We start from the raw sequence: 21,641 nt of genomic DNA, 5'->3' as shown, positions 1-21,641 counted from the left end.
GCGGTCACCCCTCGGGGTGGCCGCCCGTCCGTGCTCTTCAGGCGCGGCGCCGCAGCCTCGCGGCTGCCGACGTCTCCGCGCGCAGGAGCGCGCCACCCGTGACGGGTGGTGCGCTCCTGCGGAGGCCGCCGGCGGCAGCAGACGCCTCAGACCTCAGACCCGGCCCCAGCTGAGACCGGACTTCGTCCAGATCGTGCGCTTGCTCACGACTCGGCCCGGCTTCGGCGCGTCCCAGAGCTGCCGGTTCCCCGCGTAGATGCCGACGTGGTACACGTGCCCGCTCGAGTTGTGGAAGAAGATCAGGTCGCCCACGCGAGCGTCCCTGGTGAGGACTCGCCGCACGGCGCTGCGCTGCTGCGCGGCGGTGCGGGGCAGGCTCTTGCCGGCCTGCTTGAAGGACCACTGGGTCAGGCCCGAGCAGTCGAAGCTCCGGGGGCCGGTGGCGCCCCAGACGTAGGGCATGCCCGCCCGGGTGGCGGCGGCGGCGACGGCCTTCGACCCGGTGCTGGAGGCGGCCTCGGCGGCGGGGGCGGCCGGACCGGTCGAGAGCCCCGCGAGGAGCGCGACCGAGGCGAGCAGGACGACGAGCAGGCGCACGGGCGTGCGCAGGACGGTGCTGGACATGGCTGAGCCTCCGGGTACCGCCTGCGAGGGATGACCTGTCGGGTTCGGGCTCCACAGCTGCCCGGCCACGTGCGTGGCTTCACCCCGAGGACCCGTCCGCTGCTGCGCGCACGGGTCCGCCGAGCTGGGTCCTCCGCCCCTGCCGTTCTCCTGGTGCGATGCGAGCCGCGTCCGGTGGCAGGGTTCGGCGTCCGCGCGGCTGCCCCGCCTCCTGGCGGGGTCTTCGACTGGTGCGTCGGCGGGAGTGTGCCAGACCTTTACCGGATCGAGATAGCCCCCCGGCTCAGTTCCCCGTCCCGGACGCCGAGGCCGGCGTCCCCCGCACCCGCGGGCCGGCCGCACACTGGAGGGGTGGACGCCTCCGGCACCGACCCCGACGAGGCGGCCTGGCGCGCCGCACGACGGCGCGCGGCCCGGCGGCACCACCCCGACCTCGGCGGCTCCGCCGACGCCTACCTCGCCGCCCTCGCCGAGGTCGACGCCGCCCACGGCCGCGGACCGGGCGGGGCGGGGCGCGGCGGCACGGGGTGGGGCGGGCCGGCCCCCGGCCCCGTCGTCGTCACCACCTCGCTGCGCCGCCGCGCGCTCAGGGTCACGCTCCGCGGCGCCCGTGACGCCTCCCGCGCGATCCGGCGCCGGCTGCCCCCGGGCGTCCCGGGCTCGCGCCGGTGGGGGAGCCTGTGACGGTGCCCGCCCTCGCCGACGTCGACCTCGTGCTCCTCGACGTCAACGAGACGCTCTCCGACACCGCCCCCCTCGCCGACGCGCTCGCGGACGCCGGGGCACCGCGGTCGCTCGCGGCCACCTGGTTCTCCGGCGTGCTGAGGGACGGGTTCGCGCTGACGGTCGCGGGAGCAGCCGCCCCCTTCGCCCGGGTCGCCGAGGGCGGCCTGCGCTCGCTCCTGGCCGGGCTGGAGGTCGACGACGCCGACGCCGTCGTCGAGGCCGGCATGTCGGCCCTGCGGTCGTCGCCCCCGCACCCGGACGTGGCCCCCGGGCTGCGTGCGCTGGCGGCCTCGGGCCTCCGCCTGGCGACGCTGAGCAACGGTGGTCCCCAGGTCGCCGACGACCTGCTCCGTCGGGCCGGCGTCCGTGACGTCGTCGAGCGCCTGCTCTCCGTCGAGGACGGCCCCGCCGGCGCGTGGAAGCCGGCCGCCTCGGCCTACCGGCACGCGCTGGGCTCCTGCGACGTCGCCCCGGGGCGTGCGCTGCTCGTCGCGGTGCACCCCTGGGACGTCGACGGCGCCGCCCGCGCCGGCCTGCGGACGGCCTGGCTCGACCGCGCCCGCACCCGCGCCTTCCCGACGCACCTCACGCCCGCGGACCTCGTGGCGAGCTCCCTGGTGGACCTGGCGACGCAGCTGCGGCGCTGAGGGCCTCCTGGACCCACGCCGACGCCTCCGCCGCCGAGGCCGCCCGCGGCGTCGGCCCGCCGCCGGGTCGGGACGGCGGCGCGGGGCGCTGGACGACGACGACGGGCAGCCCCAGCTCCCGGGCCGCCACGAGCACGGCGGCACCGCCGGGCCCGCCGCTGTCCGTGGTGACGACGACGTCGACGCGCCGCTCCCGCAGGACCGACCGCTCGCCGTCGACGTCCGCGGCGCGGCGACGCAGGACGACCTCGCACCCCGGCGGCAGCGGCGGCTCGGGCAGGCGCGGCACCCGCAGCACCATCCGCGGACGTTCCAGCCGGGCGAGGGGCCCGAGGTCTCTCGCCCCTGCCGCGACGAGGGCCCTGTCCCAGGGACCGGTCGCCAGGACCGCTGCCGCGGCGGCCAGGTCCGCCACCGGCCGCCAGTCGTCGCCCGGCTGCGGGACCCACGCCGGCCGCTCGAGCACGACGAGAGGGACGTCCGCGGCGGCGCAGGCCTGCACCGCCGCCGCGGTGATGCGCCCGGCGAAGGGCGAGGTCGCGTCCACGACGACCCGGACGTCGTGGGCCGCCAGCCACGCGGCCAGCCCCGTGGGACCGCCGAAACCGCCGCGGTGGACCTCGCCGGGAGGGTCGACCGGGACGTCCCGGGAGACCGGGAGCGAGGTCGTCAGCCGCACGCCCGGCAGGTCGACGAGCTCCTGGGCGAGCGCCCTGGCCTCGGTCGTCCCGCCGAGCACGAGGACGTGCCCGACGTCGAGGTGCTCCACGTCCCCCATCGTGGGGCACGGGACGCGGCGCTCCCCCGGCCGGCGGGCAACGATGCGATGACGACCGGCGTGCGCCGCACCGGGCCGCGGGTGCCCCGCCCCGTCCGACGCCGCCGCGGGAGGTCCCGCGTCAGCGCCGGGGCGCGCCGCCGCCCTCGACGTCGCCACGGCCGTCGCGCCCCTGGCGGCCGTGCGTGCCGAGGGCCTTCGAGGCCGCGTCCTTGGCCTTCGTGACGGCGGACGCGTGCTTCCCGCCGGTCCGGCGGTTGACCGCGTCGCCGACCCGGTCCAGCCCGGAGCCGACCTTGTCCGGGTTCTGGCTGGCGTAGCGGCGGGCCTTGCCGACGAGCCGTCCGATGTTCAGGGCCACGGTTCCTCCTCGGTGGTGCTGTCGTCGCGGGCCGGCCGGTGCCGACCCCCGCTGTCTCGACGCGTGGACCCGGCCGGGCGTGCCCGCCGGGTGGACCTACTGCCCGCCGAAGGCGGGGACCTCGATGGCCTCGGAGCCCTCGCCGAAGCTCACCGGCTGGCCGGTGGCCTCGAGGACGGACCACCACAGGTCGCCGTTCGGGTCGACGCGGTTGCGGTTGCTCACCGCGAGCTCGATGGGGATGTGCACGAAGCGCCTGCGCCAGCGGCCCACGACCATGTTCGTGCGCCCGGCCATCGCGGCGTGCACGGCGGCGTGCGCGAGCCGCGTGCAGTAGACGCTGTCGTAGGGGTTGGCGGGGACGCTGCGGATCACGTAGCTGGGGTCGATGTAGCGGAGGTTGAGCTCGCGCCCGTGCGCCGCGAAGTCCTCCGTGATGCGCTGCCGCAGCAGGCGGCCCACGTCCTGCAGCCTCTTGTTGCCGGAGGCGTCCACGAGCCCGCCCTCGGCGTCCGCCTCGGTGAACAGCTCCTGCCCGGCGCCCTCGGCGGCGACGACGAGCGCGTGCCCCTGGCGCTCGACGCGCTGGCGCAGGCACTCGAGGAACCCTCCGGGGCCGTCGAGGACGAAGGGCACCTCGGGGATGAGCACGAAGTCCGCGTCGTTCTGGGCCAGCGCGGCGTAGCAGGCGATGAAGCCCGAGTGCCGGCCCATGAGCTTGACCACGCTGACGCCGCCGGGGGCGGAACGGGCCTCCACCTTGGCGCTGCGGATCGAGCGCGTGGCCTCCGAGAAGGCGGTCTGGAAGCCGAAGCTCTGGTCCAGGAACGGGATGTCGTTGTCGATGGTCTTCGGCACGCCCACGACGCCGATGGGCCGCTCACGACGCGCGATCTCCGCGGCGATCCGCTGGGCGCCCCGCATCGAGCCGTCGCCGCCGATGACGAACAGGACGCTGATGCCCATCCGCTCCAGGCAGTCGACGACCTGCCCGATGTCCTGCTGCCCCCGCGAGCTGCCGAGGATCGTCCCGCCCAGGGCCGCGATGCCGTCGACGGACTCCACCGTGAGGTCGACGACGTCGTGCGCGTACTCCGGGATGAAGCCCTGGTAGCCGTTGCGGAAGCCGTGGATGCGGCGCACGCCGTAGTGCGTCGTCAGCTCGGACACGAGGGCGCGGATGACGTTGTTGATGCCGGGGCACAGCCCCCCGCACGTGACGATGCCGACGCGGGTCTTGGAGGGGTCGAAGAAGAGCTTTCGCCGCGGCCCGGCGGCCTCCAGGCTGGGCAGGTGCCCGTCCTCGCGCCGCTCGAAGGAGGACAGGGTGTCGTCGAAGAGGATCCGGTCCCCCTCCTCGACGGCGTGGTGGCTCGTGCGGCGGGCCTCCAGGAGGGGGGCCAGCGGCGAGGGGACCGTCCGCTTCCCCAGCGTCTGGACCCCGAAGTCGAGCTCGCCGTCGCTCAGCGCCATGCCGTGCTGCCTCTCGCCGTCTCCTCGCGTGCCTGACGGTCCGCCATCCTCGCGCACGGGGGCGTCCGGCCCGACCACCCCCGTCGGACCACCCCGTCGGACCGGCCCCGTCGGACCGGCCCTGCGCGAGGGCGGGACCGTCGGCCGCGTCAGCGCGGGTCGAGCCCCGCGGCGACCAGCACCTCGGCGCGCAGGTCGGCGTCGAGGGTGTCGACGTAGAGGCGGCCCTCGAGGTGGTCGGTCTCGTGCTGCAGGCAGACGGCGGCGAGACCGTCGGCCGAGACGCGCACGGGCTCGCCGCGGACGTCCACGCCCGTGACGACGGCGGTGGTCAGGCGCTCGACCGGCGCGGACTCGCCGGGGATGGACAGGCACCCCTCGTCGTCCGTCCGCCGGCGGGCGAAGACGCCCGGGAGCCGGAGCACCGGGTTGACCACGGTCGCGACGACCCGCTCGCCGCTCGCCCCGGGGCAGTCCATGACGAAGATGCGGGCGTCGACGCCGATCTGGTTGGCGGCCAGGCCCACGCCGTCGGCGGCGTGCATGCTCACGACCATGTCCGCCTCGAGCTGGGCGAGCTCGTCGTCGAACCGGGTGACGGGCGCGCACGGCCGGTGCAGCACCGGGTCGCCGTCCAGCACGATCGGACGGACGCGGCCGACGAGGCCCCCGCCCGACGACCCGCCGGCGCCGGCCTGCGGTGCGGACGGCTGCTCCTGCTCGGGCGCCACGGACCCCTCCTCGACGGCTCGTCCGGCGTCGACGGCGGTGCCGGACGCGCGGACGCCGATGCTAACCACCGGCGGCAGCACGGCGGTCGTGGTCCCGACGCGGCGCAGGACGGGTCCGTCGGGACCCGTCCTGCGGGGTTCGAGGACCGGGGCCACCCGGCGCCGGCCGTCAGCTCTCGGTGGTGCGCTGCTGCGGCACGCCCTCGAGCAGCGACCGGACCTCGGCCTCGCGGTAGCGGCGGTGACCGCCCAGCGTGCGGATCGAGGAGAGCTTGCCGGCCTTGGCCCAGCGCGTGACCGTCTTGGGGTCCACGCGGAAGAGGGCCGCGACCTCGGCGGGGGTGAGCAGCGACTCGACCTCGTCGGTACGCACGGTCATGGGGTCCTCCTGTTCGGCGACCCGTCGCCGGCGTGTCTCGTCGGCGTCAGCGGATCGATCGCGTCGAGTGTGGAGGCTCTCCCTGGGAGTCTCCATAGTCCGTAATGACTACCTCCTGGGTGTTCGTCATCCTCGGTCATCGGCGTCACCGCGAGTAGCCGCATCGGCCCTTCTCGTCGCTCACGGGTCGACGCCTGTCACCGTGGGTGACCTCGCCTCGGGGTGTCACCACGGGGAGGACCCCCCGCGGTGAGCCGTCCGGGTGAGGCGTCCCCGTCCGGGTGAGGGGGCGCCGTCCGGGTGAGGGGGGCGCCGTCCGGGTGACACCGGCGGCCCGGCCTCGAGCGCGCCACCGGCGTGGCCGGAAGCCTCGACGGCCATGTAGCGTTGCGACCACGCAGAGATGACCAGGCCCCGGGGCCGCCGTCGCGACGGCCTGCCCCGGCACGACGTTCAGAGGGGGTCGACGCCATGGGGCGCGGCCGTCAGAAGGCGAAGCAGACCAAGGTCGCTCGCCAGCTCAAGTACTACAGCCCGGAGACGGACTACAAGTCCCTCGAGCGCGAGCTCGGGCACCCGGGCTCGCCGTACCGACCGCCGGAGCCCGAGCGCCCCGACGAGGAGGACGACGGCTACGACGGCTGGGCCTCCGGCTCCTCCCGCTGAGCGACGGTCCTCGCGGCGACGCCCACCCGGGCGGCGCCGGCACCGACGAGCGGATGCGCTGACCACCCCGGCGACGGGAGGGTCAGCGCTTCTGCGTGCCGGTCGTGCGGACGCTCCCGCCGTCGACGCCCTTCGCCCCGGCGGTCACGTCGTCGCCGCGACGGCCGTCGTCGGAGGTCACGTGGCCCAGCACCCAGGCGGGGGTGCCCGAGCCCGCCAGGTGGCCCACCGTGCGGTCGGCGTCCTCCGGCGCGACGACGGCGACCATCCCCACGCCCATGTTGAGCGTCCGCTCGAGGTCGCCCGTGGGCACGCGACCGAGACGGGCGACGAGGCCGACGACGGGCGGCGGCGCCCAGGTGGAGCGGTCCACCACCGCCTGGAGCCCGACGGGCAGCACCCGGCCCAGGTTCGCCGCCAGACCGCCGCCCGTCACGTGGCTCAGCGCGTGCAGGCCGCCGCCGAGGGCGGCGGCCAGGTCCAGGCACGGCCGCGCGTACAGCCGGGTCGGCTCCAGGAGCTCCTCCCCGAGCGTGCGGCCGAGCTCGTCGACGTGGCGCTCGAGACCCCAGCCGGCGTCGGCGACGACCCTGCGCACGAGCGAGAAGCCGTTGCTGTGCAGCCCCGAGCTGGCCATCGCGACGACGACGTCGCCCTCGCGCACGCGGTCCGGCCCCAGCACGTCGTCGGCCTCGACCACCCCGGTCGCCGCCCCGGCGAGGTCGTACTCGTCGGGCGCCATCAGCCCGGGGTGCTCGGCGGTCTCGCCGCCGACGAGGGCCGTGCCGGTCTCCTCGCACCCGCGGGCGACGCCCCGGACGAGGTCGGCGACCCGCTCGGGCACCACCGAGCCGCAGGCGACGTAGTCGGTCATGAAGAGCGGCCGGGCGCCGCAGACGACGAGGTCGTCCACGACCATCGCGACGAGGTCGACGCCGACGGTGTCGTGGACGTCCATCGCCCGGGCCACCGCGATCTTCGTGCCGACGCCGTCGGTGCTGCTCACCAGCAGCGGGCGGCGCATGCCGGTGAGGGCGCTCGCGTCGTAGAGGCCGGCGAACCCGCCGATCCCCCCGCGCACCTCGGGGCCGTGCGTGCGCGCGACCGCCGCCCGCATGAGCGCGACGGCGCGGTCGCCCGCCTCGACGTCGACGCCGGCCGCCGCGTACGTCGTCCCGGCGGCGGGAGCGGCCCCGCTCACCGCGCCGACCCGGCGACGGCGCCCGCGGCGTCCTTCACGGCGCCGCTCGGGGCCGCCGTCGCCGAGCCCGTCACCGCGTCCTCCTGGAGCCCGGTGAGGCCGAGCTCCAGCTGGTGCTTGCCGAGGCGGTGGGCGTCGGGCAGGGCGACGGGGTACTNCTCCCCTTCCCCCCCCCCCCCCCGAGCCCGTCACCGCGTCCTCCTGGAGCCCGGTGAGGCCGAGCTCCAGCTGGTGCTTGCCGAGGCGGTGGGCGTCGGGCAGGGCGACGGGGTACTCGCCGGTGAAGCAGGCCGAGCAGAGCCGGTCGGCGGGCTGCTGCGTCGCCTCCACCATCGCGTCGTGCGAGATGTACCCGAGGCTGTCCGCCCCGATGCTGCTGCGGATCTCCTCGACGCCGAGGCCGGCGGCGACCAGCTCGGCGCGGCTGGCGAAGTCGATGCCGTAGAAGCAGGGCCACGTCACCGGCGGCGAGGAGATCCGCACGTGCACCTCCGCCGCACCCGCCTCGCGCAGCATCCGCACCAGCGCCCGCTGGGTGTTGCCGCGCACGATCGAGTCGTCGACGACGACCAGCCGCCGGCCGCGGATGACGTCGCGCAGGGGGTTGAGCTTCAGCCGGATCCCGAGCTGCCGGATGGTCTGGTCGGGCTGGATGAAGGTCCGCCCCACGTAGCCGTTCTTGACGAGGCCCTGGCCGTAGGGGATGCCCGAGGCCTCGGCGTACCCGATGGCGGCGGGCGTCCCCGACTCCGGGGTCGGGATGACGAGGTCGGCCTCGACCGGGTGCTCGGCCGCCAGCCGACGCCCCATCTCGACCCGGGCCGCGTGGACGACGCGGCCGGAGATCGTCGTGTCGGGCCGCGCCAGGTAGACGTACTCGAAGACGCACCCCTTGGGCGCCGCCTCGGCGAAGCGGGTGCTGCGCAGCCCGTCGGCGTCGACGGCGACGAGCTCCCCGGGCTCGACCTCCCGGACGAGACTGGCGCCCACGATGTCGAGTGCCGCCGTCTCGCTCGCCACGACCCAGCCCCGCTCCAGGCGGCCGAGGACGAGGGGCCGGATGCCGTGCCGGTCCCGCGCGGCGTAGAGGGTGCGCTCGTCCATGAAGACGAGGCTGAAGGCGCCCTCCAGGAGAGGGAGCACCTCGGCCGCGGTCGCCTCGAGGGTCCGGTCCGGGTGGCCGGCCAGCAGCGCCGTGACCAGCGCGGTGTCCGTCGTGTTGCCGCGGGCGAGCTCGCCGCTGCCGGCGGTCTCGCCGCGGGCACCCCCCATCTCGGCGACCATCTCGCGCAGCGCGTGGCTGTTCGTCAGGTTGCCGTTGTGGCCGAGGGCGACCGTCCCCGTGGCGGTGGCCCCGAGCGTCGGCTGGGCGTTCTCCCAGCGGCTCGCCCCCGTCGTCGAGTAGCGGGTGTGGCCGATGGCCAGGCGTCCCTGCAGCGCCCGCAGCGCCGGCTCGTCGAACACCTGGGACACGAGGCCCATGTCCTTGTAGACGAGCAGCTGGGTGCCCGTGCTCACCGCGATCCCCGCCGACTCCTGGCCGCGGTGCTGCAGCGCGTAGAGGCCGAAGTACGTCAGACGGGCGACGTCCTCGTCGGGGGCCCAGACGCCGAAGACCCCGCAGGCGTCCTGCGGCCCCCTCTCGCCGGGCATCAGGTCGTGGGTCAGCCGTCCGTCGCCACCGGGCACGGCGTCATGGTGGCACAGGGGGCGACGCCGCCCGGACGCCTCGCACCCGTCCCGCACGGACGCGGTGGCGTTCCCCGCCTCGACCTCACCGGTCTGCCGCGGTGCCACGCGGCGCCGCGGCCGACGTCTCCGCGCACCGCACGCACCGCACGCCTCCGACTCCTCGGACGGCGGACCTCCTGTCCCTGCGGCGGGCCCTCAGCGCCGTCGGCCCCGGCGCTCCAGCACGACGCCGACGAGCCCGCCCAGCAGGCCGCCGACGAGGCCGAGCAGGGCGAGCAGGTAGCCGAAGACCGCCGCACGGGAGTAGGTCTGCGTGTCGACCGCCGTGGTCGTGAGGACCGCGGCGACGACCGCGCCCACGAGGAGGCCCAGCCCCACGAGCACGCGGTAGCGCGGACGTCGGCGGTACCGGACGCGCTCGGCGCCGGCGAGCTCCTCGGCGGTCGGCGCCGGACGTCCGGCCGGCGTCTCCTCCTCGCTCACGCGCTCGACGCTACCCGCGGGCCCCGCCGGCCCGGGAGCCCGGTCAGGAGCGGTCAGGAGCGGTCGGTGAGCCGCCACAGCGGCAGGTGCTCGCCCAGCACGGCACGCAGCCCGCTCGCGGAGACGAGACCGCTGCGGACGGCCTCGTCCCAGCCGAGCGCCCCCGTGACCAGGCCGAGCCACGTGGCCGCGTCCGTCTCGACGACGTTGGGCGGCGTCCCCCGGGTGTGCCGCGGGCCCTCGACGCACTGCGCCACCCCGAACGGCGGGACCCGCACCTCGACGCTGTTCCCGGGCACGCGCTCGGCGAGCTCCTCCAGCGACCCCCGGACCGCGAGCGCCGTCGCGCCGCGGTCCGCGGCCGCGGGGTCGGCGGCCCAGGCGCGCACGGCGCCGGCGGCCCGCGCGGCGGGGATGCGACGGCGGGCGGGCACGCTCAGCCCCCGAAGGCCTCGCGCAGGGTGGCGGTCGAGACGGCGCGCAGCTCCTCGACCGGCACGGAGAGCAGGCCCTGCACGTCCAGGGCGCCACCCGCCTCGTCGACGACCCCCACCCGCAGCGCCGGCTGCCGGCGCGCGGCGCAGACGTCGGTGAAGCGCACCTCCTCCGAGCGCGGCACGGAGACGAGCACGCGCGCCGTCGACTCGCTGAACAGCGCCGTCGCGGCGTCGACGCCGTCGCGCTCGCGCAGCTCGTCGAGCCACACCCGCGCGCCGACGCCGTAGCGCAGGCACCCCTCCACGAGCGCCTGCGCGAGCCCGCCCTCGGACAGGTCGTGGGCCGCGTCGACGAGGCCGTCCCGGCTCGCGTTGACGAGGACGTCGGCGAGCAGGCGCTCCGCCTCGAGGTCCACCGCCGGGGGCCGGCCCCCGAGGTGGCCGTGCTCGACCTCCGCCCACGCGGAGCCGTCGAGCTCGAGCCGCGTGGCGCCGAGCAGGTACAGCGCCTGCCCCGGCGCACGCCACCCGGACGGCGTGCGGCGGGCGACGTCGTCGAGCACACCGAGCACGCCGACGACGGGCGTCGGGTGGATGGGCACGTCCGCCGTCGAGTTGTAGAGCGAGACGTTGCCCCCGGTGACGGGCACGCCGAGGACCTGGCACGCGTCCGCGAGGCCCGTGACCGCCTGCTGGAGCTGCCACATGACGTCGGGGTCCTCGGGGCTGCCGAAGTTGAGGCAGTCGGTGACGGCGAGCGGGCGCGCCCCGACGGTCGCGACGTTGCGGTAGGCCTCCGCGAGCGCCAGCTGCGCGCCCGCGTAGGGGTCGAGGTAGCCGTAGCGGCCGTTGGCGTCCGTGGAGACCGCGACGCCGAGCCCGGTGGCCTCGTCGACGCGGACCACGCCGGCGTCGTCGGGCGTCGCGAGCGCGGTGTTGCCGAGCACGTAGCGGTCGTACTGGTCGGTGACCCAGCCCTTGTCGGCGAGGTTCGGCGAGGCGACGAGGCGCAGGAGCGTCGCCCGCAGCTCCTCCCCCGACGTCGGGCGCGGCAGGGCGGCCGCGGTGTCGGCCTGCAGCGCGTCCTGCCACGACGGGCGGGCGTAGGGACGCTCGTAGACGGGGCCGTCGTGGGCGACGGTGCGCGGCGGCACGTCGACGACGACCTCGCCCCGCCACGTGATGACGAGCCGGCCCGTCCCCGTGACCTCGCCGACGACGCTCGTCTCGACGTCCCAGCGCCGCACGACCTCCAGGAACCGGTCGAGGTGCTCGGGGCGGACGACGGCCATCATCCGCTCCTGGCTCTCGCTCATGAGGATCTCCTCGCAGCTGAGCGAGGGGTCGCGCAGGAGCACGGTGTCGAGCTCGACGTGCATGCCGCCGTCGCCGGCGCTCGCGAGCTCGGAGGTCGCGCAGGACAGGCCGGCCCCGCCGAGGTCCTGGATGCCCTCGACGAGGCCGGCGCCGAACAGCTCGAGGCAGCACTCGATGAGCACCTTCTCGGCGAAGGGGTCGCCCACCTGGACGCTCGGGCGCTTGGCCGGGCCCGTGGCGTCGAAGGTCTCCGAGGCCAGCACGGACACGCCGCCGATGCCGTCGCCACCGGTGCGGGCGCCGAAGAGGACGACCTTGTTGCCGGCGCCGGTGGCGTTGGCGAGGTGGAGGTCCTCGTGCCGCATGACGCCGACGGCGAGCGCGTTGACGAGCGGGTTGCCCTGGTAGACGGTGTCGAAGACGACCTCGCCGCCGACGTTGGGCAGCCCCAGGCAGTTGCCGTAGCCGCCGACCCCGGCGACGACGCCGTGGACGACGCGCGCGGTGTCGGGGTGGTCGACCGCGCCGAAGCGCAGCTGGTCCATCACCGCGACCGGGCGGGCCCCCATCGCGAGGATGTCGCGGACGATGCCGCCGACGCCCGTGGCCGCGCCCTGGTGCGGCTCGACGAAGCTCGGGTGGTTGTGGCTCTCCACCTTGAAGGTGACGGCCCAGCCGTCGCCGACGTCGACGACGCCGGCGTTCTCGCCGATGCCGACCATGAGGTGCTCGCGCATGGCCTCGGTGGTCTTCTCGCCGAACTGGCGCAGGTGCACCTTGGAGGACTTGTAGGAGCAGTGCTCGCTCCACATGACGGAGTACATGGCCAGCTCGGCGGAGGTGGGGCGGCGGCCGAGGATCTCGCGGATGCGCCCGTACTCCTCCTCGCGGAGGCCGAGCTCGCGCCACGGCTGGGCGACGTCGGGCGTCGCGCCCGCCCGGGCGACGGTGTCGAGGCCGGTGACCGGCGTCCCGGAGCCGCCGCTCGACCGGCTCGAGGAGGGGCTCCCGGGGGCGTCGGTCGAGGTCGGCTGCGCCATGCGGGCAGGTTACCGAGCGCGGGGACGCGGGCGACCGCCGAGCGACCGGCGCAGGTGGCCGCCTCTCGGCGCGCAAGAACGGAGGGAGGTGCTGCCACCTCGTCCACGACAGGTCCCGCAGCGCTCAGGTCGGAGGCCGGACCTGCCGAGGACCGGGGGGTGGAGGGCATCAGCGGCATCACCGCGCGCATGGCGAGCCTGCAGTCCCAGGTGGCGGCGCTGTCCCCGGGCGGTCTCGTCACGGCGTCGTCCGTGTCGTCGGCGTCCACGAGCGGCTCGCCGGCCGGGGCCTCGGGCGCCGGGACGTCGTCCGCCTTCTCCGACGTCCTGGCGCAGCAGCTGGGGGGCGCGGCGACCACGACCGCCTCGACGACCGGCGCCCCCGACCCGCTCGCGGCGCTGCTCGGCGGCACCGCGGCACCGGCGGGCCTCCCCGCGACGAGCCCCCCCGTGACGGGAACCCCCGCGACGGGTACCACCGCGGAGCCCGCGTACACGACCACGACCACGACGTCGCTGTCCGCCGACGGCCTGGCCCAGCTGCTCGCCTCGCTCGCCGGTGACCGGTCCGCCCCCGCCACCGCGGCGGCCGCCACGACCGGAGCCGCCGCGGTCCGCGGCGTCGCCGCCCCGACGCCCGCGAGCGCTCCCGTCGCCGCCCCCGTCCCCGGTGCGGGGACGGTCGACGCGAAGGGCGTGCCGCTCGACCTCAAGGCCTACGGCAACGGGAAGGTGCCCGAGAAGCAGCTCGTGGAGATCGGTGGCGCCGGCTCCGGCGAGCGCCTGTGGGCGCCGGCTGCTGCGGCGTTCGACCGGATGAGCGCCGCCGCGCGGGCCGACGGCGTGCGCCTCGGCGTCAACGACAGCTACCGCTCGTACACCGACCAGGTCGACATGGCCGCCCGCAAGGGCCTGCGCAGCCAGGGCGGCCTGGCCGCCGCCCCGGGCACGAGCAGCCACGGCTGGGGCATGGCCGTGGACCTGCAGCTCGACGGCCGCGCGCAGTCCTGGATGCGGGACAACGCGGGCCGCTACGGCTTCGCCGAGACCGTGCCCGGGGAGCCCTGGCACTGGGGCTTCCGTCCGCGGCCGGTCTGACGTCCGCACCGCCCGCGGGGCCCCGTGTCAGCAGCGCGGTGCGTCGTCCAGCTCCGCGAGGGTGAGGACGACGCCGGCGGCGGTCCAGCCCAGCGGTGCCGGTCCGGCGGGGCTGCCGTCGGCACGGACCTTCTCCGGCAGGCTTCCCCACCCCGTGCGGTGCGCGTCCAGCCACGCGAGCCAGCGCCGCGCGCCCGCCTCGTCCCCCACGTGCGCCGAGGCGAGCGCCACGAGGGCCACCTCGGGCGTCCACGACGTGCCGTCCTGCTTCCACCCCGCGCCGGGGGCGAGGCCTCCCGCCGGGCGCAGCGCCGTCGTCGCGTAGTCCTCGAGCGCTGCGCGGACGCCGTCGACGTCACCCCCCTCGACGAAGGGCGGCAGCAGCATCGCGGTGGCCGCGTCGTGGCCCCCGCCGGTGGCGTAGCGCTGGTAGCCCCGGGGCGCGAAGGCCGCCGCGACCTCCAGCTCCAGCCGGTCGGCGGCCGCGCCGGCCGCCTGCGCGCGCTCGACCTCGCCGAGGCGCCCCAGCAGCCGCTGCCCCGCCTGCAGGCCGGCGAGCACGGGCGCCGCCGAGCCCAGCGTCGTCCGGGACTCCTCGACCTCCCAGTAGTCCGGCGACGGCGGCGGCAGCCGGCGCCCGCCGTCGGTCAGCGCGAGCAGGTGGTCGGTGCCGCGCACGACGAGCGGGCGCAGGGCCTGCACCGGCGTGCCGGCGGGGCACCGCGTCGCGACGTCCGCCGACCACAGCAGCCACCCGGCGCCGTCGTCCTGCCGGGGCCGGTCGTCCGGCGGCCCGGCGCCGTCGAGGGTGTAGCGGGCCTCGAAGGACCCGTCGGGCGACTGGGCGTCCTGCATGAACCCGAGCACCCGCGCCGCCTCGTCGTCGTGGCCGGTGACGGCGAGGGCCGCGGCGGCGAAGGCGGCGTCCCGCGGCCAGGAGTACCGCCAGATGCCGACCGGCCCGGCGAGCGTCGCGCCGTCGTCCTGGGTGAGGCGCCGGAGGTCCAGCAGGGCGTCGGCGCCCATGTCCGCGAAGGGGCCGTCGGCCCCGGGGACGAGGCCGGGGGGCGTCCGGCCGCCGGGGACGGCTGCGTGGTCATGCCAGCTCTCGTCGTTGAGGAGCCCCCCGGTCGCGACCGGGACGGGCGCCGCCCGCGTCGGGGCGCAGCCGGCGAGGAGCCCGAGACCCACCGCGGCCGCGACGAGCCGGCGGGCGCGGGGACCTCGTCGGCGGGGCGGCACCTCCGCAGGCTACGCAGCGGCCCGCCCGCGCGGTCCGCCCCGCGGCGACCGGTGCCCCGGAGGGGTCAGGCCACGAGGCGGCGCAGCGCGGAGGAGAAGAGGCGCAGGCCGTCGGTGCCGGCGGTCCCCGTCCGCGGGTCCGGTCCGAACCCCGCCTCGACGGCGTGCTCGGGGTGCGGCATGAGCCCGACGACGGTCCCCGCCGCGTTCGTCACCCCGGCGATGTCGCGGGCGCTCCCGTTGGGGTTGCGCCCGCCGTCCGGGACGACGTAGCGCAGCACGACCCGTCCCTCCGCCTCGAGCTCGTCGAGCGTCCGCTCGTCGGCGAGGTAGCCGCCCTCGCCGTTCTTCAGCGGGACGACGACCTCCTCGCCGGTCTCGTACTCGTGCGTCCACGCGGTGCCCGCGTTCTCGACGCGCAGCCGCTGGTCGGTGCACCGGAACGTCCGGTGGTCGTTGCGCACGAGGGCGCCCGGCAGCAGGTGCGCCTCGCAGAGCACCTGGAAGCCGTTGCAGATGCCGAGGACGGGCAGGCCGCCGCGGGCGGCGTCGACGAGGGGCTCCATCACCGGGGCGAACCGGGCGATGGCGCCGCACCGCAGGTAGTCGCCGTAGGAGAAGCCCCCGGGCAGGACGACCGCGTCGACCCCGCGCAGGTCCGCGTCGCCGTGCCAGAGGCGCACCGGCTCGCCCCCGGCGAGGCGGACGGCGCGGGCGGCGTCGCCGTCGTCGAGCGAGCCGGGGAAGGTGACGACGCCCACGCGGGCCATCAGGCGCTCCCGCCGGCGAGCGTGGTCGTCGCGGCGTCGGCCTCGACCGGCGCGACGCGGACGACGTCCTCGATGACGGGGTTGGACAGCAGCACCTCGGCCGCGCGCGCGGCCTCCTCGAGCACCTCGGGCGTCACCTCGCCGTCGACCTCCAGCTCGAAGCGCTTGCCCTGGCGGACGCCCGTGAACCCCCCGAAGCCCAGACGCGGCAGGGCGCCGGCGACGGCCTTGCCCTGCGGGTCCAGGATCTCGGGCTTCGGCATGACCTCGACGACGACGCGACCCATGCCGCGGACGTTACCGGGGCCGGCGACCAGCGCTGATGTGCGCCTCGGAGCCGCGACAGCCCGACGTCGTCGCCGACGTCGGCTCCTCCCGCCACAGCCGGACGTCGTCGCCGACGTCGGGAGAGGGGGAAAGCCGGCACCCCGGCCCGGAGCCCCGCCGGGGTCAGACGCCCTCGACCGGACCTCCGCGCTCGGCGAGCAGGTCGCGGAGCACCGTGAGCTCGGACCGCTGCCCCCGGGCCATCGCCCCCGCGAGGTGGCGCACCTGCGGGTCCGACGCCTCGGCGGCGGCGACCTGCGCCATCTCGACCCCCGCGACGTGGTGGGTCGCCATCAGCTGGAGGTAGAGCCGCTCCGCCCCCTCCCCGTCGGCCGCCGCGAGCGCCGCCATCTGCGCGTCGCTCGCCATCCCCGGCATGGCGGCCACGGAGCCCAGGCCGTCGGCGGGCACCTCGGCCGTGTGGTGCCCGGCCACGCCCCCCGCGACGTCCGCCCCGACCATCCAGCCCATCACCGGCTCGGTCCGTCCCTGGCCGAGTCCCCACTGCTCCAGCCAGCCGTACATCTGGCCGGCCTGCTGCTGCTGCGTCAGCTGGATGTCCCGGGCGAGGGTGCGCACGGCCTCGTCGTCGGTGCGGTCGAGGACGAGCGACGACATCTCCACGGCCTGGCGGTGGTGCGCCTGCATGTCGAGGGCGAACCCGGCGTCCACCGAGCCGGCCGCCGGGACGTCGCGCGCCGGGCCCCAGTGGAGCCCGAGCAGCACCCCCAGGACCAGCAGCAGCCCGGCCGACAGCGCGCCGCCGGCGACGAGGACGACGCGCGTCGTCCGGTCGGCGAGCACGCTCAGGACGCCGTCGCGCTCGTGCCGCCGGTGCACGGCGCCCCGGGCTCGGGCGTCTGCTCCCCCTGGACGTACTGGCTGAGGAAGGGGGCGACCCGCTCGTCCGCGGCGTCGTCGACGGCGAGCTGGACGCCCCACGCGGACAGGACGACCGGGCTCGGCAGGCCCTCGTAGGGGCTGACGAGCGTGTAGTCGTACGGCTCGGCCGCGGCGACGAGCTCGTCCACCTGCTCCGCCGGCAGCGACGGGTCGTAGGTGATCCAGACCGCGCCGTGCTCCAGCGCGTGGACGGCGTGCTCGTCGACCAGCGGCCGGTCGTAGACGCCGCAGTCCTGCCACACGGCGTCGTGCTCGCCGCCCACCGGCGGCGTCTGCGCGTAGTCGACCTCTCCGGCCACGTGGTCGCGCGCGAGGTCCTCGAAGGTCCGGACGCCGTCCACCGGCGCCGCGAGCGCGGCCTGCTCCGCGGCGCGGTCGTCCCGCGTGAGCGTGATGACGACGGTCACGGCGACGGCCAGGGCCACGACGACGCCGGCCGTGACGCCGACCACGAGGCGGCGCTGCCGGCGGTCGCGGCGCTGCTGCTGCTCGCGGAGCTCGGCCGCGCGCGCGGCGCGCTCGCGTCGGGGGCTGGGCTGCTGGGCCACGGGTCTCCTCGTGTCGTCGGCCGCGGGGGACGGCCGGCTCGTCCGGCCCCCATGGTCGCACCGGGACCGGGGGCGCCCCGTGCGGGCGCGGCGCCCCCGCCCCGTCGGGCCCCGGCGGAGCCGGACGCCGGCTCCGGTGCCACGCTGGCGGCATGCGCCTGACCCACCTCGGCCACTCGACCCTGCTCGTCGAGGCGGGGGGCGCCCGCGTCCTGCTCGACCCGGGCGCCTTCACGCCCGGCTGGGAGGGGCTGCGCGACCTCGACGCCGTCGTCGTCACGCACGCCCACCCCGACCACCTCGACCCGGCGGAGGGCCGCTTCGAGGCCCTGCGGGACGCGAACCCCGGCGCCCGGCTGCTCTTCGAGCCGCAGACGGCGCAGGACGACCGCTGGGGCGCGGACGCCCTCGCGCCGGGGACGACGACGGAGGTCGCCGGCCTGACGCTGCGGGCCGTCGGCGGCGAGCACGCGCTCATCCACGAGGACGTGCCGCGCGTCGGGAACGTCGGGGTGGTCCTCGGCGGCGACGGCGAGCCCGTCCTCTTCCACCCCGGCGACGCCTACGCCGAGACGCCCGAGGACGTCGACGTCCTCGCCCTGCCGCTGACGGCGCCGTGGACGTCGCTGCGCGAGACCGTGGCCTTCGTCCGGGCGGTGGCGCCGCGGCTCGTCGTGCCGGTCCACGACGCGATCGTCTCCGCCCCCGGTCGGGCGGTGTACCTGCGGCAGGTGGACGCCCTCGGGCCGGGGCGGACGCAGGTGCTCGACCTGGCCGGCGCGGGCGCCACCGAGGTGCCGACCGCGTGAGCGAGGGCACGGCCGCCGACCGCGGCGACGAGGGGCTCGAGGACGGGTCCGGTGACGGGCTCGGGGACGGGCTCGGGGACGGGCTCGGGGACGACGTCCACCCGGGCTGGGGGCCGGGGTGGCAGCGCACGCACGTCAGCCGGGTCGTCGGGCACGGCGGCCGGGCCTTCGCGCGCGCCCGCGCCGGGCTGCTGGGGTGGGACGTGCAGCGGCTGGCCGGCGTCCACGTCCCGACCGCGACGCCGCGGGCGGCGCCGGACGTCCTCGTCCGCCAGACGGTCGGGCCGGGGGGCCTGCTCGTGGCGCTGTGCCGCGTGGGCGAGGTCGTCGACGAGCCCCGCCGCGCCGGCTTCACCTACGTCGCGCTGCGGCCGCACCCCGAGGAGGGGGAGGAGACGTTCCTCGTGGAGCACCGCGCCGACGACGCCGTCGTCCTCACGGTCACCTCGCGCTCCCGGCTCGCCTGGGCGCCCGCGCGGCTCGTGAGCCCGCTGGCCCGCCTCGTCCAGCGGGTGGCCGTCGCGCGGTACCTGCGCGCCGGGCGGCTGCTCGCGCGCTGACGGCCCGCCCCGGCCGGGGCGGGCCGTCAGCGGCGGACCGGGTCAGAGCCCGTAGGACTCCAGCAGGCGGAGCCAGACCTCGCTGATCGTCGGGTAGCTGGGCACGGCGTGCCAGAGCCGCTCCNCCCGCCCCGGCCGGGGCGGGCCGTCAGCGGCGGACCGGGTCAGAGCCCGTAGGACTCCAGCAGGCGGAGCCAGACCTCGCTGATCGTCGGGTAGCTGGGCACGGCGTGCCAGAGCCGCTCCAGCGGGACCTCGCCGACCACGGCGACCGTCGCCGAGTGCAGGAGCTCGGCGACGTCCTGGCCGACGAAGGTCGCGCCGACGAGGACGTGCCGGTCCTCGTCGACGACGAGGCTCGCCCAGCCGGTGTACCCGTCGGCCTGCAGCGCCGAGCCGGCGACGGAGAGGTCCAGCTCGACCGCGCGGACGTCGATCCCGGCGTCGCGGGCCTGCTGCGCCGTCATCCCGACCGACGTGACCTCGGGGTCGGTGAAGACGACCTGCGGGACGGCCTGGCGCAGCGCCGTCGTCGCGTACGGGGTCCACGGCGCGGGCTCGTCCGTCGCCTCGCCGCGGGCCCGGGCCGCGAGCACGTCGCCGACGGCGCGGGCGGCGTACTTGCCCATGTGGGTGAGCGGCGCGAGGCCCGTGACGTCGCCCGCCGCGTAGAACCACCGCCCGTCGACACCCGCGACGAGACCCGAGGCGTCGATGTCCAGGGCCTGCCCGGCCTCCAGCCCGACCGTCTCCAGGCCCAGGTCGCCGGTCCGGGGCTTCCGGCCGGTGGCGACGAGCAGCTCGTCCCCGACGAGGACCCGCCCGTCGTCGAGGGTGAGGCGGACCTCGCCGTCGTCGCCGTCACGCTCGACGGCGGTGGCGCGGGACCCGGTGACGACCTCGGCGCCCTCGGCGCGCAGCGCGTCGGCGACGAGCTCGCCGGCCCGCGGCTCGAACGCCGAGAGCACCGCGGAGCCGGCGACGAGGGTGACCTCCGCCCCGAGGCGCCGGTAGGCCGTGGCCATCTCGCTGCCGACGACCCCGGCGCCGAGGACGAGCAGCCGCGGGGGCACGGACGTGGCCGAGGTCGCCTCCCGGCTCGTCCAGTGCGGGACCCCGTCGAGGCCGTCGATCGGCGGCTCCGAGGGCGTCGACCCCACGGCCGCGACGACGCCGTGCCGGGCGACGAGCGTCGTCGTCGTGCCGTCGGACGCCGTGACGACGACCCGGCGCGGCCCGTCCAGTCGGGCACGCCCGCGCAGGAGCTCCAAGCCGGCGCCCTCGACCCACTGCACCTGGCTGGAGTCGTCCCAGTCGCTCGTGAAGGACGTGCGGCGCGTCAGGACGGCGGCGACGTCGAGCTCGCCGTCCGCCGCGGCGGCCGCACCGGGCACGCGTCGGGCCGCGGCGAGGGCCGCCGTCGGCCGCAGCAACGCCTTGCTGGGCATGCACGCCCAGTACGAGCACTCGCCGCCGACGAGCTCGTCCTCGACGAGGACCACCTGCTCCAGCCCGCCCCGGTGCGCCCGGTCGGCCACGTTCTCCCCCGTCGACCCGCCCCCGATCACGACGACGTCGACCTCGCGCTCGTCCGCTGCCGCCTGCTGGGTGCTCTCGCTCATGCCCCGACCCTGCCCGAGCGTGGCCGTCGCGGCACCTCGTCGGCCCGCCCGTGGTGGGGCCCTACCCGTGCGGGTGAGCGCGGCTGCGGCCCTCGGCGTGGTCCGAGCGCAGGTGGTCGCGCAGCAGGTCGCCGCCGAAGTCGTCCCGCAGGTGCCGCCAGACCGAGTGCACGTGGTCGGCGCCGTGCTGGGTGCAGTCCAGCTCGAGGAGCAGGCTCGGCGCCCGGACGGCGTAGTAGTACCCCTCGCCGCGGGCGAGGGACCCGAGCCACGTCATCTCCACCGCGCCGAGGTCGTCGGCCACGAGCTCCTCCCAGCACGCGGCGGCGTAGGCGGCCGGCGCCCTGGACAGGTAGCGCGCCAGCAGCGCCTCGAGCGAGGCCCGCGCCGGCGGCGGCATGTCGCGGTGCGCGAGCCCGGCCGGGAGCGCCACCGGGTCGGCCACCGGGTCGGCGCCGGTCAGCACGTCGGCGGGGGCGACGCCGGAGGGGCGCGCGACCGCGAGCCGGTCGCCGTCCAGGGCGGCGAGGACGTCGCGGGCGAGGTCCTCCTCCGGGCCCAGCAGCCGCCACCCGTCGCGCGGGCCGCGCGGCACGACGGCGGGCTGGGCGCCGACGAAGTGCGGTGTCACGTGCACGCGCTCGTCGACGAGGGCGACGTGCACGGCGAGGTGGTGGCCGCTGACGCGCCAGCCCCAGGCGGCGTCCCCGGGCCGGCCCTCCAGCCTCAGGGCGTACGGGTCGCGGTCGACCCGCCCCTCCAGCGACGGCGGGTCGAGCGGGGTGCCCGCCGCGACGTGCTCGGCGGCGAGGTCCTGCCGGACCCGTTCGAGCTCGACGGCGCCGCGCACGACCCCAGAGCCGCCCGGACGCGCGTCACCGGCGCTCGCCAGCAGGGCCAGCGCGGCCTCCTGCGCCGCCCCCCGGAGGTCGCCCAGGACGAGACCGGGGTGGCGCCCGTCGACGTACGTCCACCGCCGTCGGTCGGGGTCGTCGAGCGGGCGGGCGAGCAGGTCGCGCTGCTCGGGGTCCAGCGCCGCGAGCAGGTCGCGGGCGGCCCCGGCGCAGGCGGCCGCCGTCGTCGGGTCCGGCGGCGGCCCGGTGGTCGATCCGGTGGTCGATCCGGTGGTCGGTCCGGTGGTCGGTCCGGTCGCCCGGGCCGGGTGGGCCGCGCTGCTCATGGCCACACCGTCGCCCGGCCGCGCCGC

At 77.1% G+C, this 21,641-nt stretch carries 23 protein-coding genes and 1 pseudogene; 6 read left to right on the top strand and 18 right to left on the bottom strand.

Going from position 1 to position 21,641, the window contains the following annotated elements:
* Nucleotides 1-153: 153 nt before the first annotated feature.
* The gene (locus tag WDZ17_RS11610; protein WP_339575322.1) at nucleotides 154-624 is read right to left on the bottom strand and encodes a C40 family peptidase; all 471 of its coding nucleotides are present in this window, start codon (nucleotides 622-624) and stop codon (nucleotides 154-156) included.
* 351 nt (nucleotides 625-975) lie between these two features.
* Between WDZ17_RS11610 and WDZ17_RS11605 the strand changes: the two genes are divergently transcribed.
* Entirely contained in the window at nucleotides 976-1,308 is a 333-nt protein-coding gene (locus WDZ17_RS11605; RefSeq protein WP_339575321.1) for a hypothetical protein, read from the top strand.
* 2 nt (nucleotides 1,309-1,310) lie between these two features.
* Nucleotides 1,311-1,997, top strand: coding sequence for a haloacid dehalogenase type II (locus tag WDZ17_RS11600; protein WP_339575320.1), 687 nt, complete (start codon nucleotides 1,311-1,313; stop codon nucleotides 1,995-1,997).
* Here WDZ17_RS11600 and WDZ17_RS11595 read toward each other — a convergent pair.
* The 5 genes from WDZ17_RS11595 to WDZ17_RS11575 all read right to left on the bottom strand — a co-directional run bounded on the left by WDZ17_RS11595 (nucleotide 1,936) and on the right by WDZ17_RS11575 (nucleotide 5,719).
* A complete protein-coding gene (locus WDZ17_RS11595) occupies nucleotides 1,936-2,766 on the bottom strand; it encodes a precorrin-6A/cobalt-precorrin-6A reductase (RefSeq protein WP_339575319.1) in 831 nt (276 codons plus the stop codon). The genes WDZ17_RS11600 and WDZ17_RS11595 overlap by 62 nt on opposite strands.
* A gap of 130 nt (nucleotides 2,767-2,896) precedes the next feature.
* Nucleotides 2,897-3,136, bottom strand: coding sequence for an antitoxin (locus tag WDZ17_RS11590; protein WP_339575318.1), 240 nt, complete (start codon nucleotides 3,134-3,136; stop codon nucleotides 2,897-2,899).
* Nucleotides 3,137-3,232: 96 nt separating this feature from the next.
* Nucleotides 3,233-4,609 (bottom strand): ATP-dependent 6-phosphofructokinase, encoded by a 1,377-nt coding sequence (locus tag WDZ17_RS11585; RefSeq protein ID WP_339575317.1) that lies wholly within the window; start codon nucleotides 4,607-4,609, stop codon nucleotides 3,233-3,235.
* A 149-nt stretch (nucleotides 4,610-4,758) separates the two neighbouring features.
* Complete coding sequence (gene def, locus WDZ17_RS11580) at nucleotides 4,759-5,409, bottom strand: peptide deformylase (RefSeq protein ID WP_339575316.1); 651 nt, start codon at nucleotides 5,407-5,409, stop codon at nucleotides 4,759-4,761.
* A gap of 100 nt (nucleotides 5,410-5,509) precedes the next feature.
* Nucleotides 5,510-5,719 carry a BldC family transcriptional regulator gene (locus WDZ17_RS11575; RefSeq protein WP_339575315.1) on the bottom strand — a complete coding sequence of 70 codons (210 nt, stop codon included), beginning with the start codon at nucleotides 5,717-5,719 and terminating at the stop codon, nucleotides 5,510-5,512.
* A 471-nt stretch (nucleotides 5,720-6,190) separates the two neighbouring features.
* Here WDZ17_RS11575 and WDZ17_RS11570 point away from each other — a divergent pair, with 471 nt between their 5' ends.
* A complete protein-coding gene (locus WDZ17_RS11570; RefSeq protein ID WP_339575314.1) occupies nucleotides 6,191-6,385 on the top strand; it encodes a DUF3073 domain-containing protein in 195 nt (64 codons plus the stop codon).
* Between the two features lie 82 nt (nucleotides 6,386-6,467).
* On the opposite strand, the gene purM is transcribed toward WDZ17_RS11570, so the two are convergent.
* From purM to purL, 5 genes and pseudogenes are all read right to left on the bottom strand, one after another.
* Nucleotides 6,468-7,586 (bottom strand): phosphoribosylformylglycinamidine cyclo-ligase, encoded by a 1,119-nt coding sequence (purM, locus tag WDZ17_RS17510; protein WP_422631968.1) that lies wholly within the window; start codon nucleotides 7,584-7,586, stop codon nucleotides 6,468-6,470.
* A 222-nt stretch (nucleotides 7,587-7,808) separates the two neighbouring features.
* Nucleotides 7,809-9,275, bottom strand: a pseudogene (gene purF / locus WDZ17_RS17505) (amidophosphoribosyltransferase); the annotation flags it as partial.
* A 198-nt stretch (nucleotides 9,276-9,473) separates the two neighbouring features.
* On the bottom strand, nucleotides 9,474-9,761 hold the full coding sequence (locus WDZ17_RS11560; protein ID WP_339575312.1) for a hypothetical protein: 288 nt from the start codon (nucleotides 9,759-9,761) through the stop codon (nucleotides 9,474-9,476).
* A 53-nt stretch (nucleotides 9,762-9,814) separates the two neighbouring features.
* Nucleotides 9,815-10,195, bottom strand: coding sequence for a sterol carrier family protein (locus tag WDZ17_RS11555; protein WP_339575311.1), 381 nt, complete (start codon nucleotides 10,193-10,195; stop codon nucleotides 9,815-9,817).
* Between the two features lie 2 nt (nucleotides 10,196-10,197).
* Nucleotides 10,198-12,555, bottom strand: coding sequence for a phosphoribosylformylglycinamidine synthase subunit PurL (gene purL / locus WDZ17_RS11550; protein ID WP_339575310.1), 2,358 nt, complete (start codon nucleotides 12,553-12,555; stop codon nucleotides 10,198-10,200).
* Between the two features lie 159 nt (nucleotides 12,556-12,714).
* Here purL and WDZ17_RS11545 point away from each other — a divergent pair, with 159 nt between their 5' ends.
* Nucleotides 12,715-13,653 carry a M15 family metallopeptidase gene (locus WDZ17_RS11545; RefSeq protein ID WP_339575309.1) on the top strand — a complete coding sequence of 313 codons (939 nt, stop codon included), beginning with the start codon at nucleotides 12,715-12,717 and terminating at the stop codon, nucleotides 13,651-13,653.
* Nucleotides 13,654-13,680: 27 nt separating this feature from the next.
* Here WDZ17_RS11545 and WDZ17_RS11540 read toward each other — a convergent pair whose 3' ends face one another.
* The 5 genes from WDZ17_RS11540 to WDZ17_RS11520 all read right to left on the bottom strand — a co-directional run bounded on the left by WDZ17_RS11540 (nucleotide 13,681) and on the right by WDZ17_RS11520 (nucleotide 17,443).
* A complete protein-coding gene (locus tag WDZ17_RS11540; protein WP_339575308.1) occupies nucleotides 13,681-14,895 on the bottom strand; it encodes a glycoside hydrolase family 15 protein in 1,215 nt (404 codons plus the stop codon).
* Nucleotides 14,896-14,960: 65 nt separating this feature from the next.
* Nucleotides 14,961-15,668, bottom strand: a complete 708-nt coding sequence (gene purQ / locus WDZ17_RS11535) for a phosphoribosylformylglycinamidine synthase subunit PurQ (protein WP_422631967.1) — start codon at nucleotides 15,666-15,668, stop codon at nucleotides 14,961-14,963.
* Nucleotides 15,665-15,952 carry a phosphoribosylformylglycinamidine synthase subunit PurS gene (gene purS, locus WDZ17_RS11530; protein WP_339575306.1) on the bottom strand — a complete coding sequence of 96 codons (288 nt, stop codon included), beginning with the start codon at nucleotides 15,950-15,952 and terminating at the stop codon, nucleotides 15,665-15,667. The genes purQ and purS overlap by 4 nt, the downstream gene beginning before the upstream one ends.
* Nucleotides 15,953-16,115: 163 nt before the next feature.
* Nucleotides 16,116-16,796 (bottom strand): DUF305 domain-containing protein, encoded by a 681-nt coding sequence (locus WDZ17_RS11525; protein WP_339575305.1) that lies wholly within the window; start codon nucleotides 16,794-16,796, stop codon nucleotides 16,116-16,118.
* Nucleotides 16,797-16,798: 2 nt separating this feature from the next.
* Entirely contained in the window at nucleotides 16,799-17,443 is a 645-nt protein-coding gene (locus WDZ17_RS11520) for a thioredoxin-like domain-containing protein (protein WP_339575304.1), read from the bottom strand.
* 152 nt (nucleotides 17,444-17,595) lie between these two features.
* Here WDZ17_RS11520 and WDZ17_RS11515 point away from each other — a divergent pair, with 152 nt between their 5' ends.
* Both WDZ17_RS11515 and WDZ17_RS11510 read left to right on the top strand, forming a co-directional pair.
* On the top strand, nucleotides 17,596-18,252 hold the full coding sequence (locus WDZ17_RS11515) for an MBL fold metallo-hydrolase (protein WP_339575303.1): 657 nt from the start codon (nucleotides 17,596-17,598) through the stop codon (nucleotides 18,250-18,252).
* Nucleotides 18,249-18,812, top strand: a complete 564-nt coding sequence (locus WDZ17_RS11510) for a DUF1990 domain-containing protein (RefSeq protein ID WP_339575302.1) — start codon at nucleotides 18,249-18,251, stop codon at nucleotides 18,810-18,812. Before WDZ17_RS11515 ends, WDZ17_RS11510 begins: the two co-directional genes overlap by 4 nt.
* Nucleotides 18,813-18,976: 164 nt before the next feature.
* Here the strand turns inward: WDZ17_RS11510 and WDZ17_RS11505 are convergent, their stop codons facing one another.
* Nucleotides 18,977-20,434 carry a dihydrolipoyl dehydrogenase family protein gene (locus WDZ17_RS11505; protein WP_339575301.1) on the bottom strand — a complete coding sequence of 486 codons (1,458 nt, stop codon included), beginning with the start codon at nucleotides 20,432-20,434 and terminating at the stop codon, nucleotides 18,977-18,979.
* Between the two features lie 61 nt (nucleotides 20,435-20,495).
* Nucleotides 20,496-21,614 carry a DUF3500 domain-containing protein gene (locus WDZ17_RS11500; protein ID WP_339575300.1) on the bottom strand — a complete coding sequence of 373 codons (1,119 nt, stop codon included), beginning with the start codon at nucleotides 21,612-21,614 and terminating at the stop codon, nucleotides 20,496-20,498.
* Nucleotides 21,615-21,641 lie beyond the last annotated feature (27 nt).

Origin of the sequence: Pseudokineococcus basanitobsidens, assembly GCF_037482545.1 — a bacterium.
Lineage (GTDB): Bacteria > Actinomycetota > Actinomycetes > Actinomycetales > Quadrisphaeraceae > Pseudokineococcus > Pseudokineococcus basanitobsidens.
The sequence above is the reverse complement of the archived record's forward strand: the minus strand, read 5'-3'. Positions and strand labels throughout refer to the sequence as shown.